Origin of the sequence: Campylobacter concisus (assembly GCF_003049065.1) — a bacterium.
GTDB classification, from domain to species: Bacteria; Campylobacterota; Campylobacteria; order Campylobacterales; family Campylobacteraceae; genus Campylobacter_A; species Campylobacter_A concisus_BE.
The window spans coordinates 283109-308060 of sequence record NZ_PISC01000001.1 but is presented as its reverse complement, the minus strand read 5'-3'; the positions used below and the strand labels follow the sequence as shown (position 1 = coordinate 308060).

Genomic DNA, 24952 nt, shown 5'->3' with positions numbered 1-24952 from the left:
CTACCTCTTTAGCCTATAAACTTTTGCTGCCCCATCAAGTATGACTGGCTCAAAGACCTTAGGATCGTATCTTTCAAGCACGAAAAGCTGGATGTAGGCGCTATTTAAAATGCTCTCATCAAGGATGATAAATCTACCATAATCCCTCATAAAAATGACAGAAATGTTTGAGCTTTCATTATTTTTATACTCTTTGACATTTAGCTTGCCAGCCTCGTTGTAGTCGGTCTCTATGAAAGATCTTAGTGGTAAGACATTGCCATCATAGATCAAATTTGTGACATCACTTGTTAGAGTAAATCCACCACTTAGCCTAATGCCCTTTTCGCTTTGCGAGATCGCTCTTGTGGTGATGAAAAGTCCGTTGTTTAAATTTTTACCACTTTTTAGATCGATCTTGCTAAACTGCAAAATGGTCGGAAAGATGCTAAGCATCCTATCTGGCAGGTAATAATATATCTCTCTGCTCTTTGCTGGTAGGCTAAAATTTGCCTCTTTTATCTCGCTAAAAAACTGATCAACACTTAAATTTCTATCTTTTAAAATTTGAGCCAGGTTGCCATTAAAGTGCTCTTTGAAATTTCGCTCCGTATACTCAACATCAAGCCTTGCCATATTTGCCGAGCTCATCTCGTCGCTTCCAAGCGCAAAGCTCACGGCAAAATTTTCACGCCCAAGGTGCTTTCCGCCGTCAATTAGCGTCTTAACATCGCTGTAATATCTAATCGGATATCCATAGTCCCACCACGCAACCACGTAGTCCTCGCGTCCTGCGATACCTTTTAGCTTATTTAAAATTTCAACCTCTTTATTTACAAAGACTGGCTCAGCCTTGTAACCATAGATGTGAATGAGCGCTGGAGCAAGCACAAGAGCTGCTATGAAGGCTCTTATGAGATTTAGCACGGCTCCTTTTAGCTTTGAATTTGCAAGCACAAACTCTACTAAGTAACCAAAGCCAAGCGCCATGATAGGTACAGCATAAATGGTAAATCTAAGGCCGCTTTTAAAGGCTAAAAAGCCAAGTGCGAGCATGCCAAGCGAGACGGCAAATGAGCGGTGCTTGTAGCAAAAAAGAGCGACGCCAGCAAGCGAGATCAAAAATGTGATGACATTTGCGCTGATCCTCTCGCAAAATAGCGTAAAATCAACGACGCTTGACTCTTGGATAGTTTGATTGACATTAAAAAAGTGAAAGCTCATGCCGCCAACTTCAGGCGCATCCCTAAAGACGTAAAATTTAAGTTGAAAGATTATCGGATTTAGCCCGCCACGGATGACAAAAATGACAAAGATAATTGCCAAAATGCCAAGAGCAAATTTTAAATTTATCACATCTTTTTTAAGTAGGCAAAGTGCGTAAATAACGATGACAACGATGAATTTAAGAGTTAGATCAAGGTTTGAGATAGCAAGTAAAAGCAGCGAAATTTCAAGGTAAAAAAGTGGATTTTTCCTATCAAAAATGAGCGTGTAAAACAAAAATAGCCCAGTTAAAATGCTAATAAGCGAAAAGGCGCTCATATACCACCACATATAAATAAGCACGCTTAAAGGTGCTATTATCAGGCTCTTTGCGTCCTTTTTCTCAAGCACTCTAACAAGTCCCCAAACGACAAAGACGCTAAGCGGGATGATGAGCATGTCGGTGTCGTAGTAACCAGCCATCGTGCGGTTGTAGTAGCTATTTGCGATCACTGCAAGAAGTGCAGCGATGAAGCCAGCCATTTTTACTTTGTATTCATTTGCGATCAAGATAACAGGCACAGCCACAAGCGACGAGAAAAATACACTCATATAAATCATCGCCGCCTCAAGCTTGACGCCTAGAAATTTCACGATCCAGTAAGTAAGTGTCGAAAGCGGATAGCCGTAGTAGCTAAGGTCGTTTTCTTGGTGAAAGCCAGCTAGCATATCCCTTGCACCCTCGGCAAATGCGTAGCCGTCGTTTGTGCTGATCATCAGCTCGTTGTTCCAGAAAAAGACTGGATACTCACTCGCCCAAAAGACCCAGTAAAGCCTGCAAACCATGCCAAAGATGACTGCGGCAAATATCATAAGGTATAAAGAGTAATTTTTAAAAAATAATTTTCTATTCATTAGGATTTTCCAAAAAATTTATAAGCTTGCTCGCTATGTTTTCACTATCAAAAGATTTAGCCCGATTATACGCAACATTTTCAAAATTTTGCCTTATTTCACGCTCATTAAGCACTTTTATCATCGCCTCTTTCATCGCATTTTCATCATCAACAGGCACTAAGATGCCAAACTCGCTATCGCCCAAAAGCTCCTTTGCGCCACTCTTGTGCTCGGTTGAGATGATAGTTTTTTCGCACGCTAGTGCCTCCAAAAGCACATTTGAAAAGCCCTCAAAACGCGAAGCGCAAAGCAAGCAGGAGGCGTTTTTTATATGCCTAAAAGGATTTTTATCAGTGCCAAGAAGCTTTACTCGCTCGCCCACGCCAAATTTGTCTATCAAATTTTGCAGCTCATCCTTTAAAGGCCCTTTGCCAAGGATGCCAAGCGTGGCGCGAGGGTCGTTAATTGAAGCTATTATTTTTATTAGCATAGCTTGATTTTTACCGCTATCAAGGCGGCCTATGTTTATGAAAAATGGCTTAAAATCATCCTCAAGCGGCTCATCTTTTAGCAAATTTATAGTTTTTAGATCAAGGGCGTTATAAAGCACCTTTGTTTTTGCTTCGCTCATGCCAAAATTTCGCACCAGATCCTCTTTGTTGCCAGCTGCATTTGCGAGGATTAGATCAGCTTTTTTATAAAGATGAGTGAGTAAAAATTTATTAACTCGCCCGCTTAGATCGTTTTTATATAAGATCGACGGACAGCTTCGCTCGCTGATAACCAGCCTAGCCTTTAGCCCTAAAATCCTAGCAACCCCAGCGATATAGCAAGGGCGGTTCATCAGCACAAACTGCGTGTCGATGTTTAAGCTTTGACAAAGATTTTTATATTTAAAGGCAAGCATTGGCATCGCTAAAAAGAGCCTTGCAAGCTTCTTTAGCCCACTCTCGTAAGGATCGCTATTTTCTATAAAGTGGATCTGCACCTCGCTTGGGATCTCGTAAGCGATGACCTTGCTCATTAAGATGAGATGAACTTCATAACGTTTTACCAAAAATGGCAGTAAATTTGCCACATTTCGCTCAGCCCCGCCAGGTCCCATCGAGTATAAAAAAACGGCTAATTTTTTCACTTGCTAACAACCTTTTTTATAAATTCTCGCCACTGCTTGATGATATTTTCTTTGCTAAATAAATTTGCACTTTCGCTGGCGTTTTTTGCTAGTTTTTGCCTTAAATTTTCATCTTTTAAAAGCATTTCAAGCTTATTTTTTAGATCATTTGCATCGCCATTTTTAAAGATAAGCCCGTCTATACCGTCATTTATAAGCTCTCTTGCGCCCACGGTATCGCTACTTAGCCTAGCGCAGTTAAAAGCGCCTGATTCTATTAGCACATTTGAAAGCCCCTCGCTTCGTGAGCTAAGAGTAAAAATTTTTGCCTCGCTATAAAGCTTGCTAACATCGCTCATGTGACCTAAAAATTTGACGTTAAGCCCTAAATTTGACGCCATTTGCTTTAGCTCGGCCTCCTGCCTGCCACTGCCTGCGATCTTTATCTCCCAGCCATCAAGCAAGCTCTTATCCACCTTGCTAAGCGCCTCAAAATAGATATCATACCCCTTTACCGCCTCCAGCCTTGCCACGCTTAAGATGACGTTTTGCTTCTCGCAAATTTCAGGCACGCCGATAAAAAGTGGGTTGTGGATGACCTCGCGGTTTTTGGCAAATTTATAGTAGTCGTAGTCGCTTTTGCTTAGCACACTTAAGCCATCTACAAAGCGGTAGCTAATATCACGCATAGCGCTTGCGATTTTGCTTTTTAGGTAGCTGTGCTCGTGGTGCTCAGTTGCTATTAGTTTGCTCTTTAGCCCAGCATTTGCCAGCACGCAAGCGACATTTGTCCAGTCGATAAAGCTCATTATCAGATCAGCCCTTTGCTCTTTAAAAAGCGCTCTAAGAGCGAGGATTTTCTTAAATTTTAAAGCAAGCCCTGAGCCAGTGACGCTAAGGTTTATGATATTTATCTTTTCACTAAATTTATAAAGCCCAAGGTCCTCTTCAAGCAAAGCGATAGTGATCTCATTGTCCCTGCAAAGCTCATTTGCAAGCACGTTTAGCACGCGTTCAGCCCCACCATTTCTAAGCGCAGCGATGACAAAAAGAATTTTCACTTCACACCTCCAAGCTTTAAAAGCTCCAGCCATTTTTTATAAATTTGCTCCACACTAAACTCATCAAGCCTAGCTCTTGCGTTTTTAGCAAATTCGCCCATTTTTGCCTCATCTTGCAGCAAATTTGCAAGCTTTTTACTCATCTGATCAGCGTCATTTATCTCACAAAGTAAGCCATCAAAACCATCTTTTATAAGCTCTTTTGCCCCGCTAGTTCTTGTCGCAACCCGCACGCAGTCGTAGTTTATCGCCTCTATCAAGGTGTTTCCAAGACCCTCGAAATTTGAACAAGAGAGTAGCACCTTTGCCCTTTTATAGAGCGAGGCGATGTCGCTTACATTGCCTAAAAACTCTACATCAGCGCCCAAACTTTTAGCTAAATTTTCTAAATTTGCTCTCTCGCCGCCATCTCCAGCGACAGCGAATTTATAGCCGCTTTGTTTTAAGCTTGCAGCCACTCTTACAAACATTTCGCAGTTTTTTATCTTATTTAGCCTGCCAACAAAGATGATTAAATTTTCTTTAGCAAAGCTCTCACTGCGCACCTTTTCAAAGAGTGGGTTGTAAATTTTCATCACATTTTTGCAAAATTTAGAGTAGTAGTCTAGATCCTCGTCGCTTAAGACGCTAAGTGCGTTTGCAAATGGGTAGATAAGGCGTCTTAGCACCTTAAAAATGGCTCTTTTTGGCGCAAGATAGTTTGTGTGCTCGCTTATGATTATAGGCGTTTTTAGTCCAGCTGAGCTAAAGAGAACCAAGGTATTTACGGCGTCTAAAAAGGATATCACAGCGTCAAATTTGCCCTCTCGTATGAGCGCTCTTAAAGCAAGCACCTTTGAAACTCTCTTTTTTAAATTTCCAACAAAGCCAAGCTCATCAGCCCCAACGCCTAAATTTATGAGCTTCACGCCGCTTGCTAGCTCGTAAAATGGCTCGTCTTTGTCAAATTTAACAAGGCTTACCTCGTGATCCAAGCTAAATCTTGATGCGATCACCGCGCAAACTCGCTCCGCACCGCCACTTCTAAGCGTTGATGTGACAAATAATATCCTCATACGCCAAACCTTTGTTTTATCTTCACTCTAAGCCTTGAGAGTGCTGGTAAAATGCCACTTGGAAACGGGCTAAGCAGTAAGAAAATAAACGCCTCTTTACTAAATTTAATGCTAAGGCTTTTAAAGATACACCTTAGCATAAGGCCATATTCGCCCGCTATTTTGGCGTAGTAAGCGGCATTTTTATACTGCATAGCTAGAAATTTTGGCTCATTTTTTATAGCGATGTCGTAGTGTAAATTTGCTGTTTTGATGTAAGCGTTTGCCACATTTAGCGCGTGTTTGCCAGCATTTAGTGTCGCACTGTCACTTCTTGCGATGCGGTAGATGTAAAGTGGCTTTTTAAGATAGAAGACATTTTTTTCAAAAAAACGGATATAAAGCTCATTTTCGCCGCCAAAACTGCTCTCATCAAACCTAAAGCCGTCTATAAATTCACGTGAAAAAAGCTTAAAATACTCGCCATTTATCCGTCCACAATGATAATCAACCTTGCTCATCGCCCCACTCTTACTATATGGGCTTCTGCCAGCCACGACCTCGGTCATCACGCCATCTTTTTCGCAGATCGCGTCTGCAAAAACGCACGAATACTCGCCACTTTTTAAAATTTCATAGCACTGGGCAATCGCCTCTGGTAAAAGCTCATCGTCATCATCTAGCAAGCAGACAAACTCGCCTGTTACGTTGTCAAAGCCGTTATTTTTGTTACCATTTGGGCTCTTTTTGTGAGCACTGTTTTTTACAAATTTGATCCTTGCGTCGTTAAAACTCTTGCAAATTTCACTCGCACTCTCGTCATCGCCGTCATCGGTTACAACTATTTCTAAATTTTTATAGCTTTGAGCTAGAGCGCTTTTTATGGCCTTTTTTAAAAGCTCTGGACGCTTATAAGTCGCGGTTACGATGCTGATTAATGGCTCGCTCATTTAGCCCCTTTTAAAAATTCTCTCATAGCCTTGAAGCTTTTCAAGTCGTGAGAAAAGTATAAATTTAAATGTTTTTATGTATGCCTTTAAATTTGCGCTGTATCCTCTCTCAAGGCGCTCACCCTCGATGTTTGAGCCACTAAGATCAGTTGGGTGCGCAAAAAGATCGCAAAAATACATCTGCATATCATTAACGCCAAGCAAATAGTCCCAAACATCGGTCGTGCAAAGCGCACGTTTATGAATTTCAAGCAAATTTTTAGCACTTTTTTTAGTTAGCACATAAGCCCCTGCTCTATAAATGCTCGAAAATGAGTGCTTTGAGACCTGCCAAAGTGGCTTACTTAGGCTACTATCCACCTTTTTGCCAAAGGCGCTAAACCTGCCATCCAGCCCATCTTGCATGCCACATATCAGCACGCTATTTTCAGGCATCTTGCTGGCTGCTAAAAATGCCTCTTTTATGGCATTATCATCTCCGATCACGTCGTCTTCAAAGATGAGGGCACATTTTGCCTCGCTTGCCAAAAATGCCTCGTAGGCTTTTACGTGCGAGAGCGAACAGCCAACCTCTGCTGGGCTTAAAACCTTGCCGTAAGCTTTAAATGATGGCGAAATGATCTTATAGTACTCCCTCGCGTTTAGCTCCCTGCCATCAACTGCGTCTATTAGCTTAAAGCTATCATAAGAGCCAAATTTCTGCTGTAAAAGCTCGCGCCTTTTGGTATCTTTAGCCAAAGAGATCAGATAAATTTCATTCATTTAAGACCTTTTAAATTTTTTTAAAATTTTACGCCAGACTATGCCTCGCTCGAAGGCATTAAAAAACAAAAAATATCCCAAAACATAAGCTGCGCCGGCGTATATCGCAGCAAAGATAGCAAATTTTAGCCAGTTATTTAGGCTCACAAAGTCCTTGCAGGCAAACATCGCAAGCACGCAAAGCGCAAAAACGGCTAAATTTTTAAAATAAACCCCATAAAATGTGGTGAGCTTCACCTCTAAATTTAAGGCGGCATTTATGAGGTCAAAGCCGAGGATTCTTATGCTATAAAAAATGGCTGCGACGATGACGATACCATAAACGCCGTAGTCACTAAATTTAAGCAGTGCGATCTGCGCTATGATCGTGCTAACGCCAAGGATAGTGTTGGCAATGGCTGGGCGGCGAAGCTTGTTTGTCGCGCTATCAAGGTTAAAAAGCGAAAAAACAAAGCTTATAAATACGATAGGCACAAGCGTGATCATCGAGACATTGTAGATAAATTTAACCTCATCTGCGCTTTTAAAAGGTAGCCAAAGCGTGTAAAAATCAAGCCCAAAAACGACGAAAAATGCGGCTGGAGCGCTCATCACAAAGGCGATCACCTTCATTGAAAATTTAGCCTCTTTTATGAGGTCTGTGATCAAATTTTTAGAGTAAAGCTCGACAAATTTTGGCGCAAAGATACCGCTAAGCTGCGCTACAAAGCTCTCAAGTATGATAGGGGCGGCCTTAGCAACTGAAAGAAGGCCAGTGGCGTTTGCATTTACGAAAATGTTGCAGATAAAAAGATCCATGCCTGTTAAAAGTATGCGATTTAGCGCATTAAAGCTATTCCAAATGCCAGAGCTTAGAAGCTCTTTGATCTTAGAAAAGTCAAATTTACTAAGGCTAAATTTTAGCTCTGGCGTGATGCGAGCAGACATAAAAATGGTGCTAAAAAAGACAAAAAGGCTAGCAACTAGCGCTGAAATGGCGATGTATGAGATAAAGGGCTTAAAAAAGAAAAAAAGCGCCACGATGAGGGCTGCTAGAATCGCGCTTGAGATGGCGTTTCTGATGGAGAGTAGATAGAGCTTGTTTGTCACAAAAGCACAAACCGTCAAAACGCCGTTAAATAGCCCAACGCAGAAATTTATAAAGTAAAAAACAAGGGTCATTCTCACATCAAAGAGTAAATTTTCAGGGACGTTTAAAAAGCTTTGCAAATTTAGTATGAAAATGGAGCTTAGAGCCACGACAACGGCGCAAAAGAAGATATTTACAACAAGCACTGATGAGTAGTAGGTGTTTGCAAGACTTAGATCTTTTTTGTGCCACGCATGAGCGACAAAGCGCCCACTTACCGAGTTTATAGCTACACTTACGACCGCTGCATAGCTAACGATGGCGTTGCTAAGACCCACAAAGCCAAATGCCTCGTTGCCAAGGCTTTTTAAGATAAATGGCGTAAGAAAGAAATTTATGCCCATTGATACGACAAAAACGACGATTGAGCTTATTAGATTGATTAGCATTAGACTTTTAACCTGTAAATTTTTACGCCACTTGAGATGATAAATGGCTCAAAGTATCGCTCATCTGCTCGCTCAAATATAAAAAGCTGCACAAGGGCTGAATTTAAGGCATTTTCATCAACTAAAACCACGCGTGCATAGTCCTCTAAAAATAAAACAGAAATTTTCGCCTTTTCGTCGATAGTTTTCTCGTCTATTTGTAGCTCTTTGCCAGAGCCTTTTATCTTATAAAAGGACTTTACCGCAACTTTTTCGCCATTTTGAGTGATAAATTTTGGCTCTTTTAGCGGCAAGATATAGCCATTTCCAAGGTCTATGCCCGCTTCACTAACGCTATTTATAGGGCTAATGTAGTAAAAAAACTCCTCTTTTGGCCTCTCACCGCTCATAACGTCGATGTAGCTATATCTAAAGACATTTGGTGCGATATCTATCATGTCTGGCACAAGATAGTAAAAAACCTCTTTTTTTGCCGCTGGCAGAGTAAAATTTACTCTTTCAAGCTGGCCTAAAAAGAGGTTTAGGTCGCTTGTGTTGTGATCTTTTAAAATTTCTTCTAGCTCTCTACTTTTTTTCTCAAACGAGATGTCGCTATACTCGCTCACTACTCTAGCTAGCTTGGCTGAGGTTGCCTCATCTTTTTTTAAAGCAAGGCTAACAAAATAGTTATTCTCGCCGCCTTGCCTGCCAGGATCATTTAGTGTCTTAACATCAGCAAAGTATCTTACCGCATATCCATAATCCCACCACGAAAGCACGTAGTCATCGCGCTTAGCAGCTTTTTTTAACTGATCAAGTGCCATTGCCTCATCGTGCGTGATCAAAGTATGAGGTCTATAAGAGTAGGCGATCTCTAAATTTGGATCAAGCGCAGCAGCTGCAAAGATAAAAAAGGATAAATTTTTAAGAGAATTTCTAAGGTCAAATAAATTTAAAAAAAAGTGTAAAAAATACCCAAAACCAAGTGCAACAAGTGGCGTTACATACATAGCAAATCTAACTCCGCCAAAGAGCGCTAAAGCGCCAAGTCCAAGCAGTGGCAAGCTAAGTAAAAATGGGCGAAATTTAAAGCAAAGCGCCAAATACCCAACTGCTGCAGCTAGCAAAATAAGGATGTTTCCAGCCATGAAATAGACAAAATATAAAGGGCTAGCGCTTTTTACCTCGTCAATTAGCGTGTATTCGCTTATAAAGTGAAATTTATTTGCAACCTCTGAGCTGCTTTTTAAAACGTAACTGCCAATCTTTGAGATGATAAGATCAAAACCACCAAAATAGATAAAAATAGCTAGCATAATAGCTAGAAAAATGCTTAAATTTCTAGGTGAAAGTAGTTTTTTATATTTGCAAAAAATGGCGTAAAATGAAGCAATGCCCGCTAAATTTAAAATCAAAATTTTATTTGCGATGAGTGGATCTTTTGAAAAAATATTGAAGCTAACGATGCTTATAAACATAAAAAATATCGCTTGGTAGTTTTCTATCTTGTTTCGCATAAAAGCAAGCGTGTAGACAAAAAAGACAAAAATGATGCTCAAAATAAGAGCATAAGAGCTTTGATACCACCAAAGATAAAGCGATATAAAAAGTCCCGGCAAAACGATAAATTTTTGTTCATTTGCATTTAAAAGTCTGATCAAAAGATAGATGATGAAAAGCGCAAATGTGACATTTAGCATATCGCTATCAAAGTAACCAAGTGACGTTCTTACAAGATAGCCTGGCAAGATAACGCTCATAAATGCAGCCACAGCTCCAGCTTTTAGGGCTTTAAACTCATTTGATATCAAGATAACTGGAAGCGCGATAAGGGGTGCCAAAAACGCACTCATATAAAACATCACGCTTTCGATCTTGAAAGGTAAAATTGTGCAAATATAAAAAACTATGGTTGAGATTGGGTGATTAAAGGGGCTAAAGTCATTTTGCTGATGAAAGCCAGCAAGCATATCTCTAGCGCCCTCTGCGTAATAGTATGCGTCATTTGTCGTAAGCATAAATTCGCCATTAAAGTAAAACTCTGGCATATCCTTTGCCCACAATACCCAAAGCATCCTAGCTGCAAATCCAAACAGATAAGCAGCCAGAAAGATAAGTAAAATTTTACAATTTACGCTTACTTTGTGCACTAAATTCCTTACAGCCTAGCGTCAGCCTCTGGGTAGATATTTTTTATATCATAAACCAAGTGGCCTTTTAGGTTGAGCTTTTTAAATTCATTGTGAGCTACGGCGATCACGATGCAGTCGTAGTCGTCTAGGTTATACTCTTTTACTAGATCAAAACCGTACTCATGTTTTACCTCGGCGCTATCAGCCCAAGGGTCAGTCACATCGACCTTGCAGCCAAAGTCTTTTAGCTCATCAACTACGTCTATAACGCGAGAATTTCTTATGTCTGGGCAGTTTTCTTTAAATGTCATACCAAGAACAAGCACACGCGCTTTGTTGATAAGCACACCTTTTCTTATCATGAGTTTGATCACTTGATCGGCTGCGTATCTGCCCATATCATCGTTGATACGGCGACCTGCTAGGATCATTTCAGGGTTGTAGCCTACCTCTTGAGCTTTGTGAGTTAGGTAGTATGGATCTACGCCGATGCAGTGACCACCGACTAGACCTGGGCGGAAATTTAAGAAATTCCACTTAGTACCTGCAGCCTCAAGCACGTCGATAGTGTTGATGTGAAGCTTTTCAAAGAGCATCGCAAGCTCGTTTATAAAGGCGATGTTGATGTCGCGCTGAGTGTTTTCGATGACCTTTGCAGCCTCTGCTACTTTGATGCTTGAAGCTTTGTGAGTGCCAGCTGTGATGATAGAGCGGTAAATTTCATCAACCTTCTCAGCGATCTCTGGGGTTGAGCCACTTGTGATCTTTTTGATCTTTGTCACAGTGTGCTCTTTATCGCCTGGGTTTATGCGCTCTGGAGAGTAGCCGCAGAAGAAGTCTTTGTTAAATTTAAGCCCACTCTTTTCAAGAAGTGGCACGCAAATTTCTTCTGTAACGCCTGGATAAACGGTGCTTTCATAGACAACGATGTCGCCTTTTTTAAGCACTTTTGCCACGCTCTCAGTCGCTTTTACCACTGGAGTTAGATCAGGGCGTTTGTTCTTATCTATCGGAGTTGGGACGGTTACGATGAAGAAGTTGCAACTTCTGATGTCATCTAAATTTAGGCTAAATTTCATGCCATTATCGATCGCTTTTTTCATCTGCTCGTTGCTAAGCTCAAGCGTTCTATCATAGCCACTTTTAAGCTCTTCTATACGTTTTGCATTTACGTCAAAGCCGACTACTTCGTACTTTTCACTAAAAGCTGCTGCTAGTGGAAGTCCCACATATCCAAGTCCTACTACTGCTATTTTCATTTCTCTTTCCTTTTTAAAATTTTTGGTTTTATTGTTTCTACACGTTCATAAATTCTTATCTCTGCGCCCACGCTTTGTGGGGTTACGATCTTAATGGGGCTAATGCCAGGCAAAATTTGAGTAAATTCATAATAAATTTGCCTCTTTTTATTTTTGCCATTGCAAGGTTTAAGTGGCACATCTTCTGCGCTAAATTTATAATAAACCCCACTTTTATCCTCTTTTTTATCTAAATGTCCGCCCTCTAGCATAGCAAATTTGCAATCCGTTTGCACCTCTTTAAAAAATGCAACTTCATATTTAAAATAATCATTCGGCATCTTTGAGATGGGCAGCTCAAAAACCTGCTCTTGCGTCTTTGCTTCACTTTTACCTGCCACTTCGCTAGCTAAGAGCGAAAAAGGCAGCAAGCAAGCTACAAGAAAAGACAAAATTTGCTTCACGCTTTGACGCCTATCTGAAAATACTTAAATCCATGCTCGGCTAAAGCTTTAGCGTTATACTGGTTGCGTCCGTCAAATATGACAGCATTTTTTAGCCTCTCTTTGATCTCCATAAAATCAGGCGATCTAAACTCACTCCACTCGGTTACAAGCACCATTGCATCGGCACCATTAAGAGCGTCATACTTATTTTTAGCATATTTCACATCTAAATTTGGTATATATTTTTTAGCTTCTTCGCTCGCTTTTGGATCGTAAGCGACCACTTTTGCGCCAGCCTCGTCTAAAAGCTTTATCAAAGTTAGTGAGCTAGCCTCTCTCATATCATCGGTATTTGGTTTAAACGCAAGCCCCCAAAGTGCGATCGTCTTGCCCTTTAGATCGCCGCCAAAGAAGTTATAAATTTTATCAAATAGCACTCTTTTTTGGGCCTTATTTCTTGACTCGACCGCGTTTAAAAGCTCTGGCTCAAAGCCATTTTGTCTAGCTGTGTAGATGAGCGCCTCGACGTCTTTTGGAAAGCAGCTACCGCCATATCCGCAGCCTGGGTAGATGAAGCTATATCCGATCCTTGAGTCGCTACCGATGCCCTTTCTTACCAAATTTACATCAGCGCCCACACGTTCGCAGATATTTGCTATCTCGTTTATAAAGCTTATTTTGGTTGCCAGCATCGAATTTGCAGCGTATTTTGTCATCTCAGCTGATTTTACATCCATGCAAATGAGCCTATCGTGATTTTTCATAAATGGTTCATAAAGCTCTCTCATCACGCTAAAGCCCCACTCGCTGCTAGCTCCGATAACTACGCGGTCTGGCTTTAAAAAGTCCTCAACCGCCGCACCCTCTTTTAAAAACTCTGGGTTTGAGACGACTTCAAATTTAACATCTACATTTCTCTTTTTAAGCTCAGCCTCGATCACCTCATGTACCTTAACTCCAGTGCCTACTGGAACGGTTGATTTATCGACAACTATTAGCGGTTTGCTTAAATTTTCTCCGATTGATTTGGCAACTGATAGGACATATTTTAAATCAGCCTGCCCATCAGCGCCCATAGGCGTGCCAACTGCGATAAATAGCACATCTGCATGCTCTAGCGCCTCGGTTATCTGCGTGCTAAATTTAAGTGAGCCATTTTTGTAGCAGTCACTCACGATATCAGCAAGCCCTGGCTCATATATAGGCACGACGCCGTTTTTTAGCGCCTCGATCTTTTTACTATCGACATCGACGCAGATGACGCTGTTGCCCATTTTAGCAAAGCATGCACCACTTACTAGTCCAACATATCCAGTTCCGATTACTGCTATTTTCATGTTTTCCCCTAAATTCTCTTTTCCCACTCAAGGGCGGTTTTTATGATGAGCGCTAGATCGTCTCTTTTTGGCTTCCAGCTTGTTAGCGAGCGTAGTTTGCTTGCGTTTGAGATGAGGATAGCTGGGTCGCCGTCCCTTCTTGGCGCATTTAACACCTTAAAATTTACCCCACTTACTTTTTTTGCGGTCTCGATGACCTCTTTTACGCTAAATCCCCTGCCATATCCCACGTTAAAGGTTTCGCTGCCATTTTGACTGATGTATTCAAGTGCGCTTATGTGGGCGTCCGCTAGGTCGCTAACGTGGATGTAGTCTCTAACGCATGTGCCATCTTTTGTCGCGTAGTCATCGCCAAAGATACCCATGCTATCGCGCTTGCCAAGTGCTGTTTGCACGGCTACTTTGATAAGGTGCGTGGCGTTTGGATAGTTTTGACCGATAAGCCCCTCCTCGTCCGCACCTGCTACGTTAAAGTAGCGCAAAATCGCAAATTTGAAATTTTCATTTGATGCGGCGTAGTCTTTGATGATCTGCTCGCTCATGAGCTTGCTTCTGCCGTATGGATTTATCGGGTTTGTAGGTGTTGTTTCGCTAACCTCCGCCACGTCTGGCTCGCCATAAACTGCGGCAGTTGAGCTAAATATAAATTTATTTACGTTGTAAGTTTTTGCGTATCTTAGCACTCTTGCGACGTTTGCGGTGTTGTTTAGATAGTATTTTAGCGGCTCGCTCATACTCTCAAAAACCTCGATAAATGCTGCAAAATGGATGATTGCATCAAATTTGCCATTTGCGAAAATTTCGCTTAGATCATCCTCTAAATTTGCATTTATAAATTTAAAATTTCCTATATTTTTGAGTGCCTCAAGTGCTTTTTGTGAGCCCTTGCAGAGATTGTCGATGATGGTTATCTCATCTTTGCCTTGCTTTAAAAGTGCTTTTACTACGTGGCTGCCGATGTATCCAGCTCCACCTGTTACTAAAATTTTCAAGTTTAAGCCTTTCATTAAAAGTGTGTAATTTTATCAAAAATAGAGTAAAGCAAAAGTAAAGCAAGGTTAGTTTTTAAAATTTGCCTAAAAGCTGCAAAATAGATCTTTGCCTTTATAAATTTAAAATAGACTTACAATCTATTTTAAATTTAATCTTTATAATCCTTCATCTACAAAAAAGGATAAAAATGGAAGTCTCAATATTAAATTTACTACCGATAAAGCAAGGCGGTGACGCAAAAGCTGCCATAGATGCAGCCGTTAGACTAGCTATTTTTGCCGAAGATATCGGCATAAAGCGCTACTGGATCGCTGAGCATCACAATATGAGAAATTTAGCTAGCTCAGCCACACAGCTTATCATCGCGCACATCTTAGAGCACACAAAGAGCCTGCGCGTGGGCTCTGGCGGCGTGATGTTACCAAACCACAGCCCCTACTCTATCGCAGAGCAGTACGCCACCATTGAGACGATATTTCCTAACCGCGTCGATCTTGGGCTAGGCAGAGCTCCAGGGACTGACCAAGATACAGCTGCAGTGCTTAGACGAGGCGCAAGAGAGATAGAGTTTGACCTGCAGATAAACGAGCTAATGGACTATTTTAACGCCAAAAGAGCCGTGAAAGCCTATCCAAAAATTGAAAAATTTCCGCCCATCTACATACTTGGCTCAAGCATATATAGCGCATACGTGGCGGCTGAGTTTGGCCTGCCTTACGCCTTTGCGTCGCACTTTGCACCACGTGCGCTAGAAAAAGCGGTAGAAATTTATCGTCAGAATTTCAAGCCATCCCACTTTCTTGCCACACCTTATGTCATCGCAGGAGCAAATGTGATAATAGCCCAAACTGACGAGCTAGCAAAGAGTTTAGCAACTACGCAAACGCAGTTTTTCTTAAACGTGGTCACTGGCGAAAAAGAGTATTTGCAACCACCAAAAAAAGATAACGACGAGGTCTTTGCTGCCTCTTACAAAACAGGCATCAAAGCTCCACATTTTGGGCCGATCGACTTTAGGCAAATAGAGCTAAAAATAGAGAAAGAATCGTCACAGAAGAGATGATGGCGTGCTCTTTCATAGGCTCAAAACAAAGCGTTAAAGAGCAAATTTTAGAGTTTCAAAATAGGCTTGAAGTCGATGAGATCATGGCTCAAAGTTTCATTTTTGATGAGGAGGCGCAGCTTAGCTCTTTTAGGGTGTTAAAAGAGACCATAGATGAAATTTAATCCTCTCTAACCCTTAAAAATATAGGAAATCTTGGCTTGCCATTAGAGGTTAAATTTTGAAATTTATATGTGATGATAGAGCCTATCTTTGGGGGATTTGTGCGCTGCTCGTCGCTTAGTCCTGAGCCTATTTTAAAGATAGTGCCCTCTTTTGGCTCGCCAGCTTTTTCTTCTTTATCTTTGCCGCCAAGCGCCCTGCAAGTGAGCGAGCCAGCAAGATTAGCGTATTTGCCGCTGCCTTTATTTATAGAAACAACCTCGCACTCAGCGTCTTTAAATTTCTTAAATTTAAGTGCATTTTTGCTTCGTTTTCGCTCGTAGGGCGCATTTGGCTCACGCACGACTGCTCCCTCGCCGCCTTTTGCGACAATGTCCTTTGTAAATTTTAAAAATTGAGCGTTATCGCGCATTTTTATCTGTTTTATGATGATTAAATTGTCATTTGGCTCATTTTTTAGAAATTTAGCCAAAACTTCAAGCCTATCAAGCAAGCCGCCACTTGCCTCTGGCACGTCAAAAATGTGAAATTTAAGCCTGCTCCACGCCTTTTCATCTGGCAGCTTATCCATCACGGTCGCTTGAATTTCTTCAAATTTAAGCTCCTTTGCGTAAAGCTCGCCATCAAGTGCAAATTTTGGGAAATTTTTAGTAAAACTTTGCGGTGCATTTAGCCTTTTGCCCTGTCTTGAGAGTAAATTCTCTCCGTCCCAGTAGGCACGCACACCATCAAGCTTCTCGCTAGCTAGCCAGCCTGAGACGTTTTGATCTTTAAATTCGCTAAGGCGCAACAGTTCAAGAGAAAATGCAAAATTTAAAAGCACCAAAAGTGCAAAAATTATTCTAATCAAGCCTTGCACTTACAAAAACAATAGTCCATATGATCATCCACCACGCCCACGCTTTGCAAAAAGGCATAGGTGCTAACAGAGCCTAGAAACTTAAACCCTCGCTTTTTTAGCTCCTTTGCCACAAAGTCAGACATAGGCGTAGTAGCTGGCACTTGCTTGATATTTTGGTAGTGATTGATGATCTGTTTGCCGTCAAATTTAGGATCAAATTTTCTTAGCAAATGTCCCCAAAGATAATCATAAAAGCTACCAAATTCTTGCGTTACCGATAAAAATGCAAGGGCGTTTGCAGAAAGCGATTTTAGTTTTAATCTATTGCGTATAAGCCCTTCGTTTTGCATAAATTTAGCTATCTCAGCCTCGCCATAGAGCTTGATCTTTTTAGGATCAAAGCCGTCAAACGCCGCTCTCATAGCCTCTCTTTTTTGAAGTACCCCATGCCACGAAAGTCCCGCTTGAAAGCCCTCCAAAACTATCATCTCAAAAAATTTTCTATCATCTTTTATGACCTTGCCCCACTCATTATCGTGGTAGGCTATGTCAAGCTCGCCATTGGCCCACTCGCAACGTCTCATTTAAATTTTGATCCCATAAAACTCGCTGTACCACTCGACAAATTTAGCCACGCCGTCATTTACTTTTGTATTTGGCTTGTAGTCAAAGTCAGCCACCAAGTCGCTCACGTCCGCGAAGGTCGCTGGCACGTCGCCTGCTTGAAGTGGGAGAAAATTTTTCTTGATCTCGCGGCCGATCTTTATCTCAACTGCTTTGATGTAGTCCATGAGCTCAACTGGGCTGTTGTTGCCGATATTATAGACCTTAAACGGCGCTTTTGAGGTGGCAGGGTCTGGGTGCTTTGCGTCCCAAGCTGGATTTGGCTTAGCAGGGTTGTCGATGCACTTAATGATGCCCTTTACGATGTCGTCCACGTAGGTAAAGTCGCGCTTCATCTTGCCGTAGTTAAAGACGTCGATGGTTTTATCTTTAAGCGCGGCATCAACAAACAAAAATAGCGCCATATCAGGGCGTCCCCATGGTCCATAAACCGTAAAAAAGCGAAGTCCAGTCGTTGGCACGTTAAATAGGTGGCTGTAAGTGTGCGCCATCATCTCATTGCTCTTTTTGGTCGCTGCGTAGAGGCTTATAGGGTGATTGACCCCCTCGTGCGTAGAAAATGGCATGTTTTCATTTAGTCCATAAACCGAGCTAGAGCTTGCATAGACTAAATTTTTGATCTCATTGTGACGGCAGCACTCGAGGATATTCATAAAGCCTGTGATGTTGCTGTCGATGTAGGCTTTTGGATTTATAAGCGAGTAGCGAACGCCAGCTTGTGCGGCTAAATTTACCACTACGTCAAATTTCTCTTTAGCAAAAAGCTCTTTCATCGTCTTTTCATCAGCGAGGTCTGCTTTTATAAATTTTAAATTTGGATGCGTTTTTGAGGTGATGAGCTTGCCATACTCTATCTCGCTCACATCAAAGCCAGCCGTTTTTAGGCGCGCAAGCTTTAAATTTACGTCGTAATAGTCATTTATCACGTCATATCCAACGACCTCATCCCCACGCGCCACAAGGGCATTTGCAAGGTGAAATCCTATAAATCCAGCTGTTCCAGTTACTAAAATTTTCATATTTTTCCTTTCATTTTGACTTATTCGTCGTCTAAATTTATCTCAGGCACTTTCTCTTCAAAAAGTGTCTTGCTCTTTGGCTCTTTTGGCTTTAGATCGCTTGCTTTTTTAAGCAAACCGCCCAGCATATCGCGGTTTAGCTCCTCTTTGCTAATCGGCCTTACATCATCAAATTCGCTAAATTCCAAAGCCTCTTTATCTACCTTTATCTCATAGTCTAACTTGCCAGAAATTCTTGCTAGCTCGTCACTTATCGCAGAGCAAAAAACCTCGCTGTATCCTCTGTGAGCGCAGTTTTTAGCTAGAAATTCGCTCATCACGTTTAGGTGATTTATGTAGTCATCTTGCAAGATATTTGCCTGCAAAAGCTCAAATTTCAAAAATAGCCAGTAGGTGTTAAGCACGTCGCTTTCGCAGTATTCGTTTATCTTATCAAGCTCGCCTGCGTAGTAAAGCTCAAGCACCTGATCGCCGTGCACGTCGTATTTACCTGGTAAATTTAAGCTAGCGCAAAGCGTATCAAGCTTTAGCCCTCTTACGCTTCCAAAATCGCTTATAAAATCAAGCAGATCAAGGTGAAATTTAGGCGAATACCTGGCTCTATAATTTTCCCATTTGTTTTTGTTTAGCTCTTTGTTCTCGCTCTCGTAATATGCCGCTGCGTTTAGGTTGTAGCGCATCGCACGCACCATAAGCATTGGCAGGTCAAAACCACGGCCGTTAAAGCTAACAAGCCTTGGGTTATAGTCATTTATAAATTTTAAAAATTTAGCGATGATCTCGCGCTCGTCCTTGCCCTCCATCGTGCTGACTTTTAAAAATTTGCCGTATTCATCGGCCATCACCGCAGAGATCGCGACCACTCTATGAAACATCACAGGCAAAAACTCACTCCCGCTAGCCTCTTTTTGCAAGGCCATCGCCTGCACGCTCACATCTTCGTCGCTCCCGTCAATGCCGTAAATTTTTCTTATCAAATTTGCATCAGGTATCGTCTCGCAGTCAAAGACGCAGATGTAACTTTTCGCCATTTTAGCCCTTTTTTAAGCATTTTTTTTTAAAATCATACCAAAAATTTATATTTAAAGTAGCCAATGCAAGATAAAAATCAACTAAAAATAGCCATCGTAAAGCTTTCGGCACTTGGGGACATCGTCCATGCAGCCATCGTGCTTCAGTTTATCAAAAAGCACTGCCCAAATGCTCACATCACATGGCTAGTTGATGCCCGTTTTGCAAGCCTTTTAAAAGATCATCCCCTAATCGACGAACTAGTCATTTTGCCGCTTAAAGAGAGCTTTAAAAAGAGCTACAAGATCATAAAAACGCTTGGTAAATTTGACAAGATCATCGACCTACAAGGACTTTTCAAATCAGCCGTAGTCGCAAAACTACTTGGCAAAGAAATTTATGGCTTTAGCAGAGAGAGCGTCAAAGAAAAGATCGCAGCCAGGCTTTATAGGCATAAATTTAAGATCGACTACAACGAAAATATCATAGTTAGAAACCTAAGTCTTGTTGGATACGCTCTAAATTTTAGCTTTGACAGAGATGAAATTTTAAAAAAATCACCCTGCTTTGAAATTTGCAAAAAATTTAAAAATGAAAGTGGCAAAAAACGCGTTTTAATCGCTGCTTTTGCAAGCGAAGAGAGCAAAATTTATGACAAATTTAAAGATGTGATCAGACTACTTGATGGTTGCGAAATTTACCTTTGCTACGGGAGTGAGAGCGAAAAAACAAGGGCTGAGGCGATCATTTCAGGCACTAAAGCAAAACTGCTTGAAAAACTAAGCATAAAAGATATGATAGATTTTATCGCAAGCTGCGATCTGGTAATAGGCAACGACAGCGGTCTAACGCACCTTGCATGGGCTGTAAATAGGCCTTCTATCACGCTTTTTGGCAACCGCCCAAGCCACCGAAATGCCTACGTCACGGACAAAAACCTTGTTGTTGATATGGGCAAGGAGATAGATGCTAGAAGTATCGATAAAAATGACTTTTGCATAAGAGAAATTTACCCTGAAACGGTTGCGAATTTCGCAAAAAGGCTGCTAAATGGATAGGCTCTATCTAGCTGGCTTTTATACTTTGAAATTTCTTATATTTATATTGCCTAGCTCCCTTCAAAATATGCTTGCTAAATTTTTAGCATTTGCCTTTATGAAGCTTAAAAAAAAGAGATTTCATGTCGTGATGACAAATTTAGACCTTGCATTTGGTGAGACAAAAACCAAAGAAGAGAAGCTAGAAATCGCCAAAAAATGCTACTACAACTTTGCAAAATATCTTGGTATAAATTTCATTCTCAATCAAAACACGACAAAGCAAAAGATACTTGAGCAAGTTGTTTTTAAAAATGAGCACTTTTTGCTTGATGCGATAAGATCTGGCAGGCCTATCATCGTTACAACGGCACATTTTGGGCAGTGGGAGATATTTCCTCTAGCTGTTGCGGCGTATTTTGGGCCATCTTCGGTGCTTGGCAGAAAGCTTGATAGCAGCGTCATGGATAAAATTTTAAGGGCAAATAGAGCGCAGTTTAATGTGGAGCTAATCGACAAAGATGGCGGCGCAAAAGATATCTTAAAAGCGCTGAAAGCTAGGCGAATAGTAGGAATTTTAGTCGATCAAAACACCGCACCAAAAGATGGCATAAAGGTGCAGTTTTTTGGCAAAGATGTGCTTCACACGCCAGCTGCAAGCGTGCTAGCTCAAAAGACAAATGCCCTTATCATAAACGCATTTATCTACCAAAAAGGTGAAAATTTAAACGAAATTTGCTTTGAGCAGCCAATAGATATAAGCACGTTTGACAAAGAAGATGCTGTGCAAAAAGTGACGCAGATGCAGTGCAGTGCGTGCGAAGAGATGGTTAGAGCAAGGCCTGAGGAGTACTTTTGGTTTCACCAAAGGTTTAAGAGATTTTACGAAAATGAGTACAAATGCTAAGCGTTGTCATTTTGACTTTTAATAGCGAAAAGTACCTAAAAGAAGTGCTAGAGAGCGCTAAATTTGTTGATGAGATCATCGTGGTTGATAGCGGCTCAAAAGATAGCACAAGGCAAATTTGTGATGGCTTTAGCAACGTGAAATTTCACGAGCAAGCTTGGCTTGGATTTGGCGCGCAAAAGCAAAAGGGCGTGGATATAGCCAAAAACGAGTGGGTCTTTGTGCTTGATAGCGACGAGGTGATTACAGACGAGCTTAAAAATGAGATCATTAGCACATTAAAAGAGCCTAAATTTATGGCTTATAACGTTGCTAGGTTAAATTTTTTCTTTGGCAAAGCGATAAAAAACATGGGGCTATATCCAGACTACACGGTGAGGCTTTTTAATAAAAATTTTGCCAAATTTGATGGTAGAGCCGTGCATGAAAAGGTCGTTTTAAATGACGGCTCACAAAGGCTTGGCGCGCTTAAAAATCACTTCTTGCACTACGCGTATGAGAGCATAGAGCAGTTTATCGCCAAGCAAAATCGCTACTCAAGCATGGGCGCAAAAAGAAATTTGCTAAAGGCGCTTACAAGCCCGGCTTGGACATTTTTTAAGCTTTACGTGCTAAAAGGTGGCTTCAAAGAAGGCTTTACGGGCTATATTATCGCTAGACTTTACGCCCAGTACACATTTTGGAAATATATAAAATGAAAATACTTGTGATTAAATTTAGAAACATCGGAGATGTGCTTTTAACAACACCGCTCATTGAAAATTTGCACCACTACTACCCAGATGCGACTATCGACTTTGCCCTAAACAAAGGGACAGAAGCGATGATAGAAGGCAACCCTTATATAAATAAAATCCACATTTACGATAGGCAAGGTGCAAATTCTGGCTTTTTTAAAAAGCTAATTACCGAGCTAAAATTTATAAGAGCGATCAAAAAAGAGAAGTACGATATGGCGGTGCAAACGACCACTGGAGACCGCGGCGTCATCATCTCAAAGTACGCTAAGATAAAAAAAATAGTTGGCTTTTTAGGCAAGCACAAGGCGATAAACAAGCTTTTAAGCGTAAAGGCAAAATACTACGAAAATTTCTCTCATACGGTTGATCTAAATTTAAACGCGCTAAGGGCTTTGGGCTTTGAGCCAGTAAGTAAAAAAGTGAGTGTTTTTTCAGATGAGAGTGTGGAGTATCTAAATTTACCAAAACGCTTTGTGCATGTGCATCTAACAAGCCGCTGGATGTTTAAATGTGCAAACGACGAGAGCATGGCAGAGCTCATCGACTACTGCGAAAACGAGCTAAATGTAAAGGTCGTGCTAACAAGTGATAACAAAGAAAATGAGCTAAATAAGCTTGCAAGCGTGCTAAAAATTTGCAAAAGCGAGCCTATAAATTTAGGTGGTAAGCTAAGCCTAAAACAAACGATCGCCCTCTCAAAGCGCTCAAGCCTCTTTATCGGCGTCGATACTGCTATCATGCATATAGCCGCAGCAAACGATGTGCCAGTGATCGCCCTTTTTGGCCCAAGCAATGCTTTTGAATGGGGACCTTGGGATAATAGCTTGATGCAAAATGGCTACACAGCGCAAAATGGCATCCAAAGTATGGGCAAGCATATCGTATATCAAAAGGACTGGGACTTTGTGCCTTGCGACAAAGAAGGTATCACGAAGTATAATGTAGAAAAAACGCTGATGGATTTTAGCGACGAAATGCTAAAGATAAAAGAAAAGATAAAAGAAAAGTTAGGATCACAATAATGAATATACTTTATACAGAGACGCTTTATAACTGGGGCGGACAACAAAATAAAGTGATAAACGAAATGCAATCAGCGCAAGAGCTGGGTCACAATGTAATATTATTTTGCAACCCAAATTCTGAAATTTTAAAACGTGCTCGAGAAGAAAATTTTAAGGTTATTGAATGTGAGATGAACAAAAAAAATTTTCACAAAACTTTGCCGATACTTTGTAAAATTTTATGGCAAGAAAATATAGATGTGGTCATATCAAATGGCTCAACAGACAGCTGGGTAGCTGCTATATCGAAAATTTTTACTAGAAAAAAAGGTGTTAAATTTATACGAGAAAGGCACAATGAATTCCCAATAAAAGGCTTTTTGAGTAAATTTTTACACACCATGCTATTTGATAAGATCATAAGCGTAAGTCCTAACGTAACAAAAGTTTTACAAAAAATAGGCGTAAAAGATGAAAAAATATTTTTCATGCCTACCTTTGTGGATTATGATGCTCTAAATGCGGTGCAATCAACATTTAAAGAAGAATTTAACATCCCAAAACAAGCGATAACAGTAGGTATGTTTTCCTCACTTAGTCGCCAAAAAGGGGTATATGAATTTGCAAATGCGCTAAAAATTCTCATGCAAAAAAACAGCGATATATATGGCATTTTTGGTGGAAATATCAACAAAAATACAAAAGAGCAAATTTTAAGCATCTTTGATGAAGCAATGAGAGAAAAATTACTCTTTACTGACTTTAGAAGCGATATAGCAAACGTAGTAAAAGGGATAGATTATTACGCATTTCCTTCTCATACAGAAGGCCTTCCTACGGCTTTACTAGAGGCTATGGCTCTATCTCGCCCAATAGTCGCTTTTGATATCGCACCTATGAATAACTTGCTTGCAAATAACAGGGGTCAATGTGCTAAATTTTTAGACGTGCAAGATATGGCGGAGAAGATAAATGCGTACATACAAAATGACGATCTAGCCAGACAATGCGCAGAAAATGCCAGCACCTTTGTCAAAGAGAATTATGACACCAAAATTTTAAAAACATATATCAAGAGATTATTGGAGAGCCTATGAATAGTCCAGTCTGCATACTGACAGTTCACCACTGCAACAACAACAAAAACGACTTTGCTATAAGCCCGGAGCTTTTAAAAAAAGCGCTTCGCATGGCGCTTGATGAGGGATATAAATTTATAAATTATGCCCAGTTTAAAGATATCGTTGCTGGTAGGTTAAAAGCCTCCAAAAAGAGCATTTTGCTAACTTTTGATGATGGATATTTTGACAATTATAAATTTGCATATCCCATCTTAAAAGAGCTAAATATCCCAGCTGTTTGCTTTTTGATAACAGATAAGATCAAGGATTTTAAAAGGCAAGATTACGATTTTTCGTTTAAAAAACACAAAGAAATTGACTACGACAAAGACGCGGAGTATTTTTTAAATTTAGATGAGATCAGACAGATGCAAGAGAGTGGGCTTTTTGAGTTTGATAGCCACACAGCGAGCCACTTTTCTTGCAGAAGTGACGATGAGACAAGGTTAAGAGAGGAGTTTTCTAGCTCGCTTGCTAAGATAAAAGAGCTTTTCCCAGAAAAAAAAGAATTTGGATTTTGCTTTCCAAAAGGGCATTTTAACGAGCTTTCGCAAAGGATAGTTAGAGAGTATTACGGCTTTGCTTTTAGCGTGATAGATGGTGGATATTGCGCTGGGGATGATAAATTTAAGATAAGGCGTATCGATATCTCAAACAACGCAAAGAGCGAGAGCGACTACATTTTTAGGATAAAAAAGAAGCTTTTTATCTATTCGACCCCTTTTATAGGCAAAATTTACTCAGACTTTAGAAATAGAAGCTTTAAATAGCGCTTAG

General features: G+C 40.7%; 24 protein-coding genes. 8 read left to right on the top strand and 16 right to left on the bottom strand.

Annotation, left to right across the window (positions count from 1 at the left end; translation table 11 throughout):
- Genes CVS81_RS01485 through galE form a run of 12 tightly spaced genes read right to left on the bottom strand, consistent with a single transcriptional unit; the run spans position 1 to position 14645 of the window.
- A complete protein-coding gene (locus tag CVS81_RS01485; protein ID WP_107964859.1) occupies positions 1-2100 on the bottom strand; it encodes an STT3 domain-containing protein in 2100 nt (699 codons plus the stop codon).
- Positions 2093-3217, bottom strand: a complete 1125-nt coding sequence (locus CVS81_RS01480; RefSeq protein WP_107964858.1) for a glycosyltransferase — start codon at positions 3215-3217, stop codon at positions 2093-2095. Before CVS81_RS01480 ends, CVS81_RS01485 begins: the two co-directional genes overlap by 8 nt.
- Positions 3214-4257 (bottom strand): glycosyltransferase, encoded by a 1044-nt coding sequence (locus CVS81_RS01475; protein WP_107964857.1) that lies wholly within the window; start codon positions 4255-4257, stop codon positions 3214-3216. Before CVS81_RS01475 ends, CVS81_RS01480 begins: the two co-directional genes overlap by 4 nt.
- Positions 4254-5312, bottom strand: a complete 1059-nt coding sequence (locus CVS81_RS01470) for a glycosyltransferase (protein WP_107964856.1) — start codon at positions 5310-5312, stop codon at positions 4254-4256. Before CVS81_RS01470 ends, CVS81_RS01475 begins: the two co-directional genes overlap by 4 nt.
- Complete coding sequence (locus CVS81_RS01465; protein WP_107964855.1) at positions 5309-6241, bottom strand: glycosyltransferase family 2 protein; 933 nt, start codon at positions 6239-6241, stop codon at positions 5309-5311. Before CVS81_RS01465 ends, CVS81_RS01470 begins: the two co-directional genes overlap by 4 nt.
- Complete coding sequence (locus CVS81_RS01460) at positions 6242-7003, bottom strand: glycosyltransferase family 25 protein (protein WP_107964854.1); 762 nt, start codon at positions 7001-7003, stop codon at positions 6242-6244. It lies immediately after the preceding gene.
- Complete coding sequence (locus CVS81_RS01455; RefSeq protein WP_107964853.1) at positions 7004-8521, bottom strand: MATE family efflux transporter; 1518 nt, start codon at positions 8519-8521, stop codon at positions 7004-7006.
- Positions 8521-10650 (bottom strand): STT3 domain-containing protein, encoded by a 2130-nt coding sequence (locus CVS81_RS01450; RefSeq protein ID WP_107964852.1) that lies wholly within the window; start codon positions 10648-10650, stop codon positions 8521-8523. The genes CVS81_RS01455 and CVS81_RS01450 overlap by 1 nt, the downstream gene beginning before the upstream one ends.
- An 8-nt stretch (positions 10651-10658) precedes the next feature.
- On the bottom strand, positions 10659-11891 hold the full coding sequence (locus CVS81_RS01445; RefSeq protein ID WP_103580004.1) for a nucleotide sugar dehydrogenase: 1233 nt from the start codon (positions 11889-11891) through the stop codon (positions 10659-10661).
- Positions 11888-12334 (bottom strand): ecotin, encoded by a 447-nt coding sequence (locus CVS81_RS01440; RefSeq protein ID WP_107964851.1) that lies wholly within the window; start codon positions 12332-12334, stop codon positions 11888-11890. The genes CVS81_RS01445 and CVS81_RS01440 overlap by 4 nt, the downstream gene beginning before the upstream one ends.
- A complete protein-coding gene (locus CVS81_RS01435) occupies positions 12331-13653 on the bottom strand; it encodes a UDP-glucose dehydrogenase family protein (RefSeq protein ID WP_107964850.1) in 1323 nt (440 codons plus the stop codon). Before CVS81_RS01435 ends, CVS81_RS01440 begins: the two co-directional genes overlap by 4 nt.
- Positions 13654-13661: 8 nt before the next feature.
- Complete coding sequence (gene galE, locus CVS81_RS01430; RefSeq protein WP_107964849.1) at positions 13662-14645, bottom strand: UDP-glucose 4-epimerase GalE; 984 nt, start codon at positions 14643-14645, stop codon at positions 13662-13664.
- 188 nt (positions 14646-14833) lie between these two features.
- Here galE and CVS81_RS01425 point away from each other — a divergent pair, with 188 nt between their 5' ends.
- Together CVS81_RS01425 and CVS81_RS09965 are read left to right on the top strand one after the other, a co-directional pair.
- A complete protein-coding gene (locus CVS81_RS01425) occupies positions 14834-15709 on the top strand; it encodes an LLM class flavin-dependent oxidoreductase (RefSeq protein ID WP_234399500.1) in 876 nt (291 codons plus the stop codon).
- Positions 15709-15873: a hypothetical protein gene (locus CVS81_RS09965; protein ID WP_234399499.1), complete on the top strand. Its 165-nt coding sequence runs from the start codon at positions 15709-15711 to the stop codon at positions 15871-15873. Before CVS81_RS01425 ends, CVS81_RS09965 begins: the two co-directional genes overlap by 1 nt.
- Here CVS81_RS09965 and CVS81_RS01420 read toward each other — a convergent pair.
- Genes CVS81_RS01420 through CVS81_RS01405 form a run of 4 tightly spaced genes read right to left on the bottom strand, consistent with a single transcriptional unit; the run spans position 15870 to position 19386 of the window.
- The gene (locus tag CVS81_RS01420; protein WP_107964887.1) at positions 15870-16718 is read right to left on the bottom strand and encodes a DNA ligase; all 849 of its coding nucleotides are present in this window, start codon (positions 16716-16718) and stop codon (positions 15870-15872) included. The genes CVS81_RS09965 and CVS81_RS01420 overlap by 4 nt on opposite strands.
- Positions 16718-17296 (bottom strand): DNA-3-methyladenine glycosylase I, encoded by a 579-nt coding sequence (locus CVS81_RS01415; protein WP_107964848.1) that lies wholly within the window; start codon positions 17294-17296, stop codon positions 16718-16720. Before CVS81_RS01415 ends, CVS81_RS01420 begins: the two co-directional genes overlap by 1 nt.
- Positions 17297-18355, bottom strand: a complete 1059-nt coding sequence (locus tag CVS81_RS01410; protein WP_107964847.1) for an NAD-dependent epimerase — start codon at positions 18353-18355, stop codon at positions 17297-17299. It abuts the gene before it with no gap.
- Between the two features lie 20 nt (positions 18356-18375).
- Complete coding sequence (locus tag CVS81_RS01405) at positions 18376-19386, bottom strand: 3'-5' exonuclease (RefSeq protein ID WP_107964846.1); 1011 nt, start codon at positions 19384-19386, stop codon at positions 18376-18378.
- A 63-nt stretch (positions 19387-19449) separates the two neighbouring features.
- On the opposite strand from CVS81_RS01405, the gene waaC reads away from it, so the two are divergent.
- The 6 genes from waaC to CVS81_RS01375 are packed head-to-tail and all read left to right on the top strand — an operon-like array spanning position 19450 to position 24945.
- Positions 19450-20424: a lipopolysaccharide heptosyltransferase I gene (gene waaC, locus CVS81_RS01400; RefSeq protein ID WP_107964845.1), complete on the top strand. Its 975-nt coding sequence runs from the start codon at positions 19450-19452 to the stop codon at positions 20422-20424.
- Complete coding sequence (locus CVS81_RS01395; RefSeq protein WP_107964844.1) at positions 20417-21310, top strand: lipid A biosynthesis lauroyl acyltransferase; 894 nt, start codon at positions 20417-20419, stop codon at positions 21308-21310. Before waaC ends, CVS81_RS01395 begins: the two co-directional genes overlap by 8 nt.
- Complete coding sequence (locus tag CVS81_RS01390; RefSeq protein ID WP_107964843.1) at positions 21304-22008, top strand: glycosyltransferase family 2 protein; 705 nt, start codon at positions 21304-21306, stop codon at positions 22006-22008. Before CVS81_RS01395 ends, CVS81_RS01390 begins: the two co-directional genes overlap by 7 nt.
- Entirely contained in the window at positions 22005-23072 is a 1068-nt protein-coding gene (rfaQ, locus tag CVS81_RS01385; protein WP_107964842.1) for a putative lipopolysaccharide heptosyltransferase III, read from the top strand. The genes CVS81_RS01390 and rfaQ overlap by 4 nt, the downstream gene beginning before the upstream one ends.
- Positions 23072-24151, top strand: a complete 1080-nt coding sequence (locus CVS81_RS01380; RefSeq protein ID WP_107964841.1) for a glycosyltransferase family 4 protein — start codon at positions 23072-23074, stop codon at positions 24149-24151. Before rfaQ ends, CVS81_RS01380 begins: the two co-directional genes overlap by 1 nt.
- A complete protein-coding gene (locus CVS81_RS01375) occupies positions 24148-24945 on the top strand; it encodes a polysaccharide deacetylase family protein (protein WP_107964840.1) in 798 nt (265 codons plus the stop codon). Before CVS81_RS01380 ends, CVS81_RS01375 begins: the two co-directional genes overlap by 4 nt.
- Positions 24946-24952: the final 7 nt, after the last annotated feature.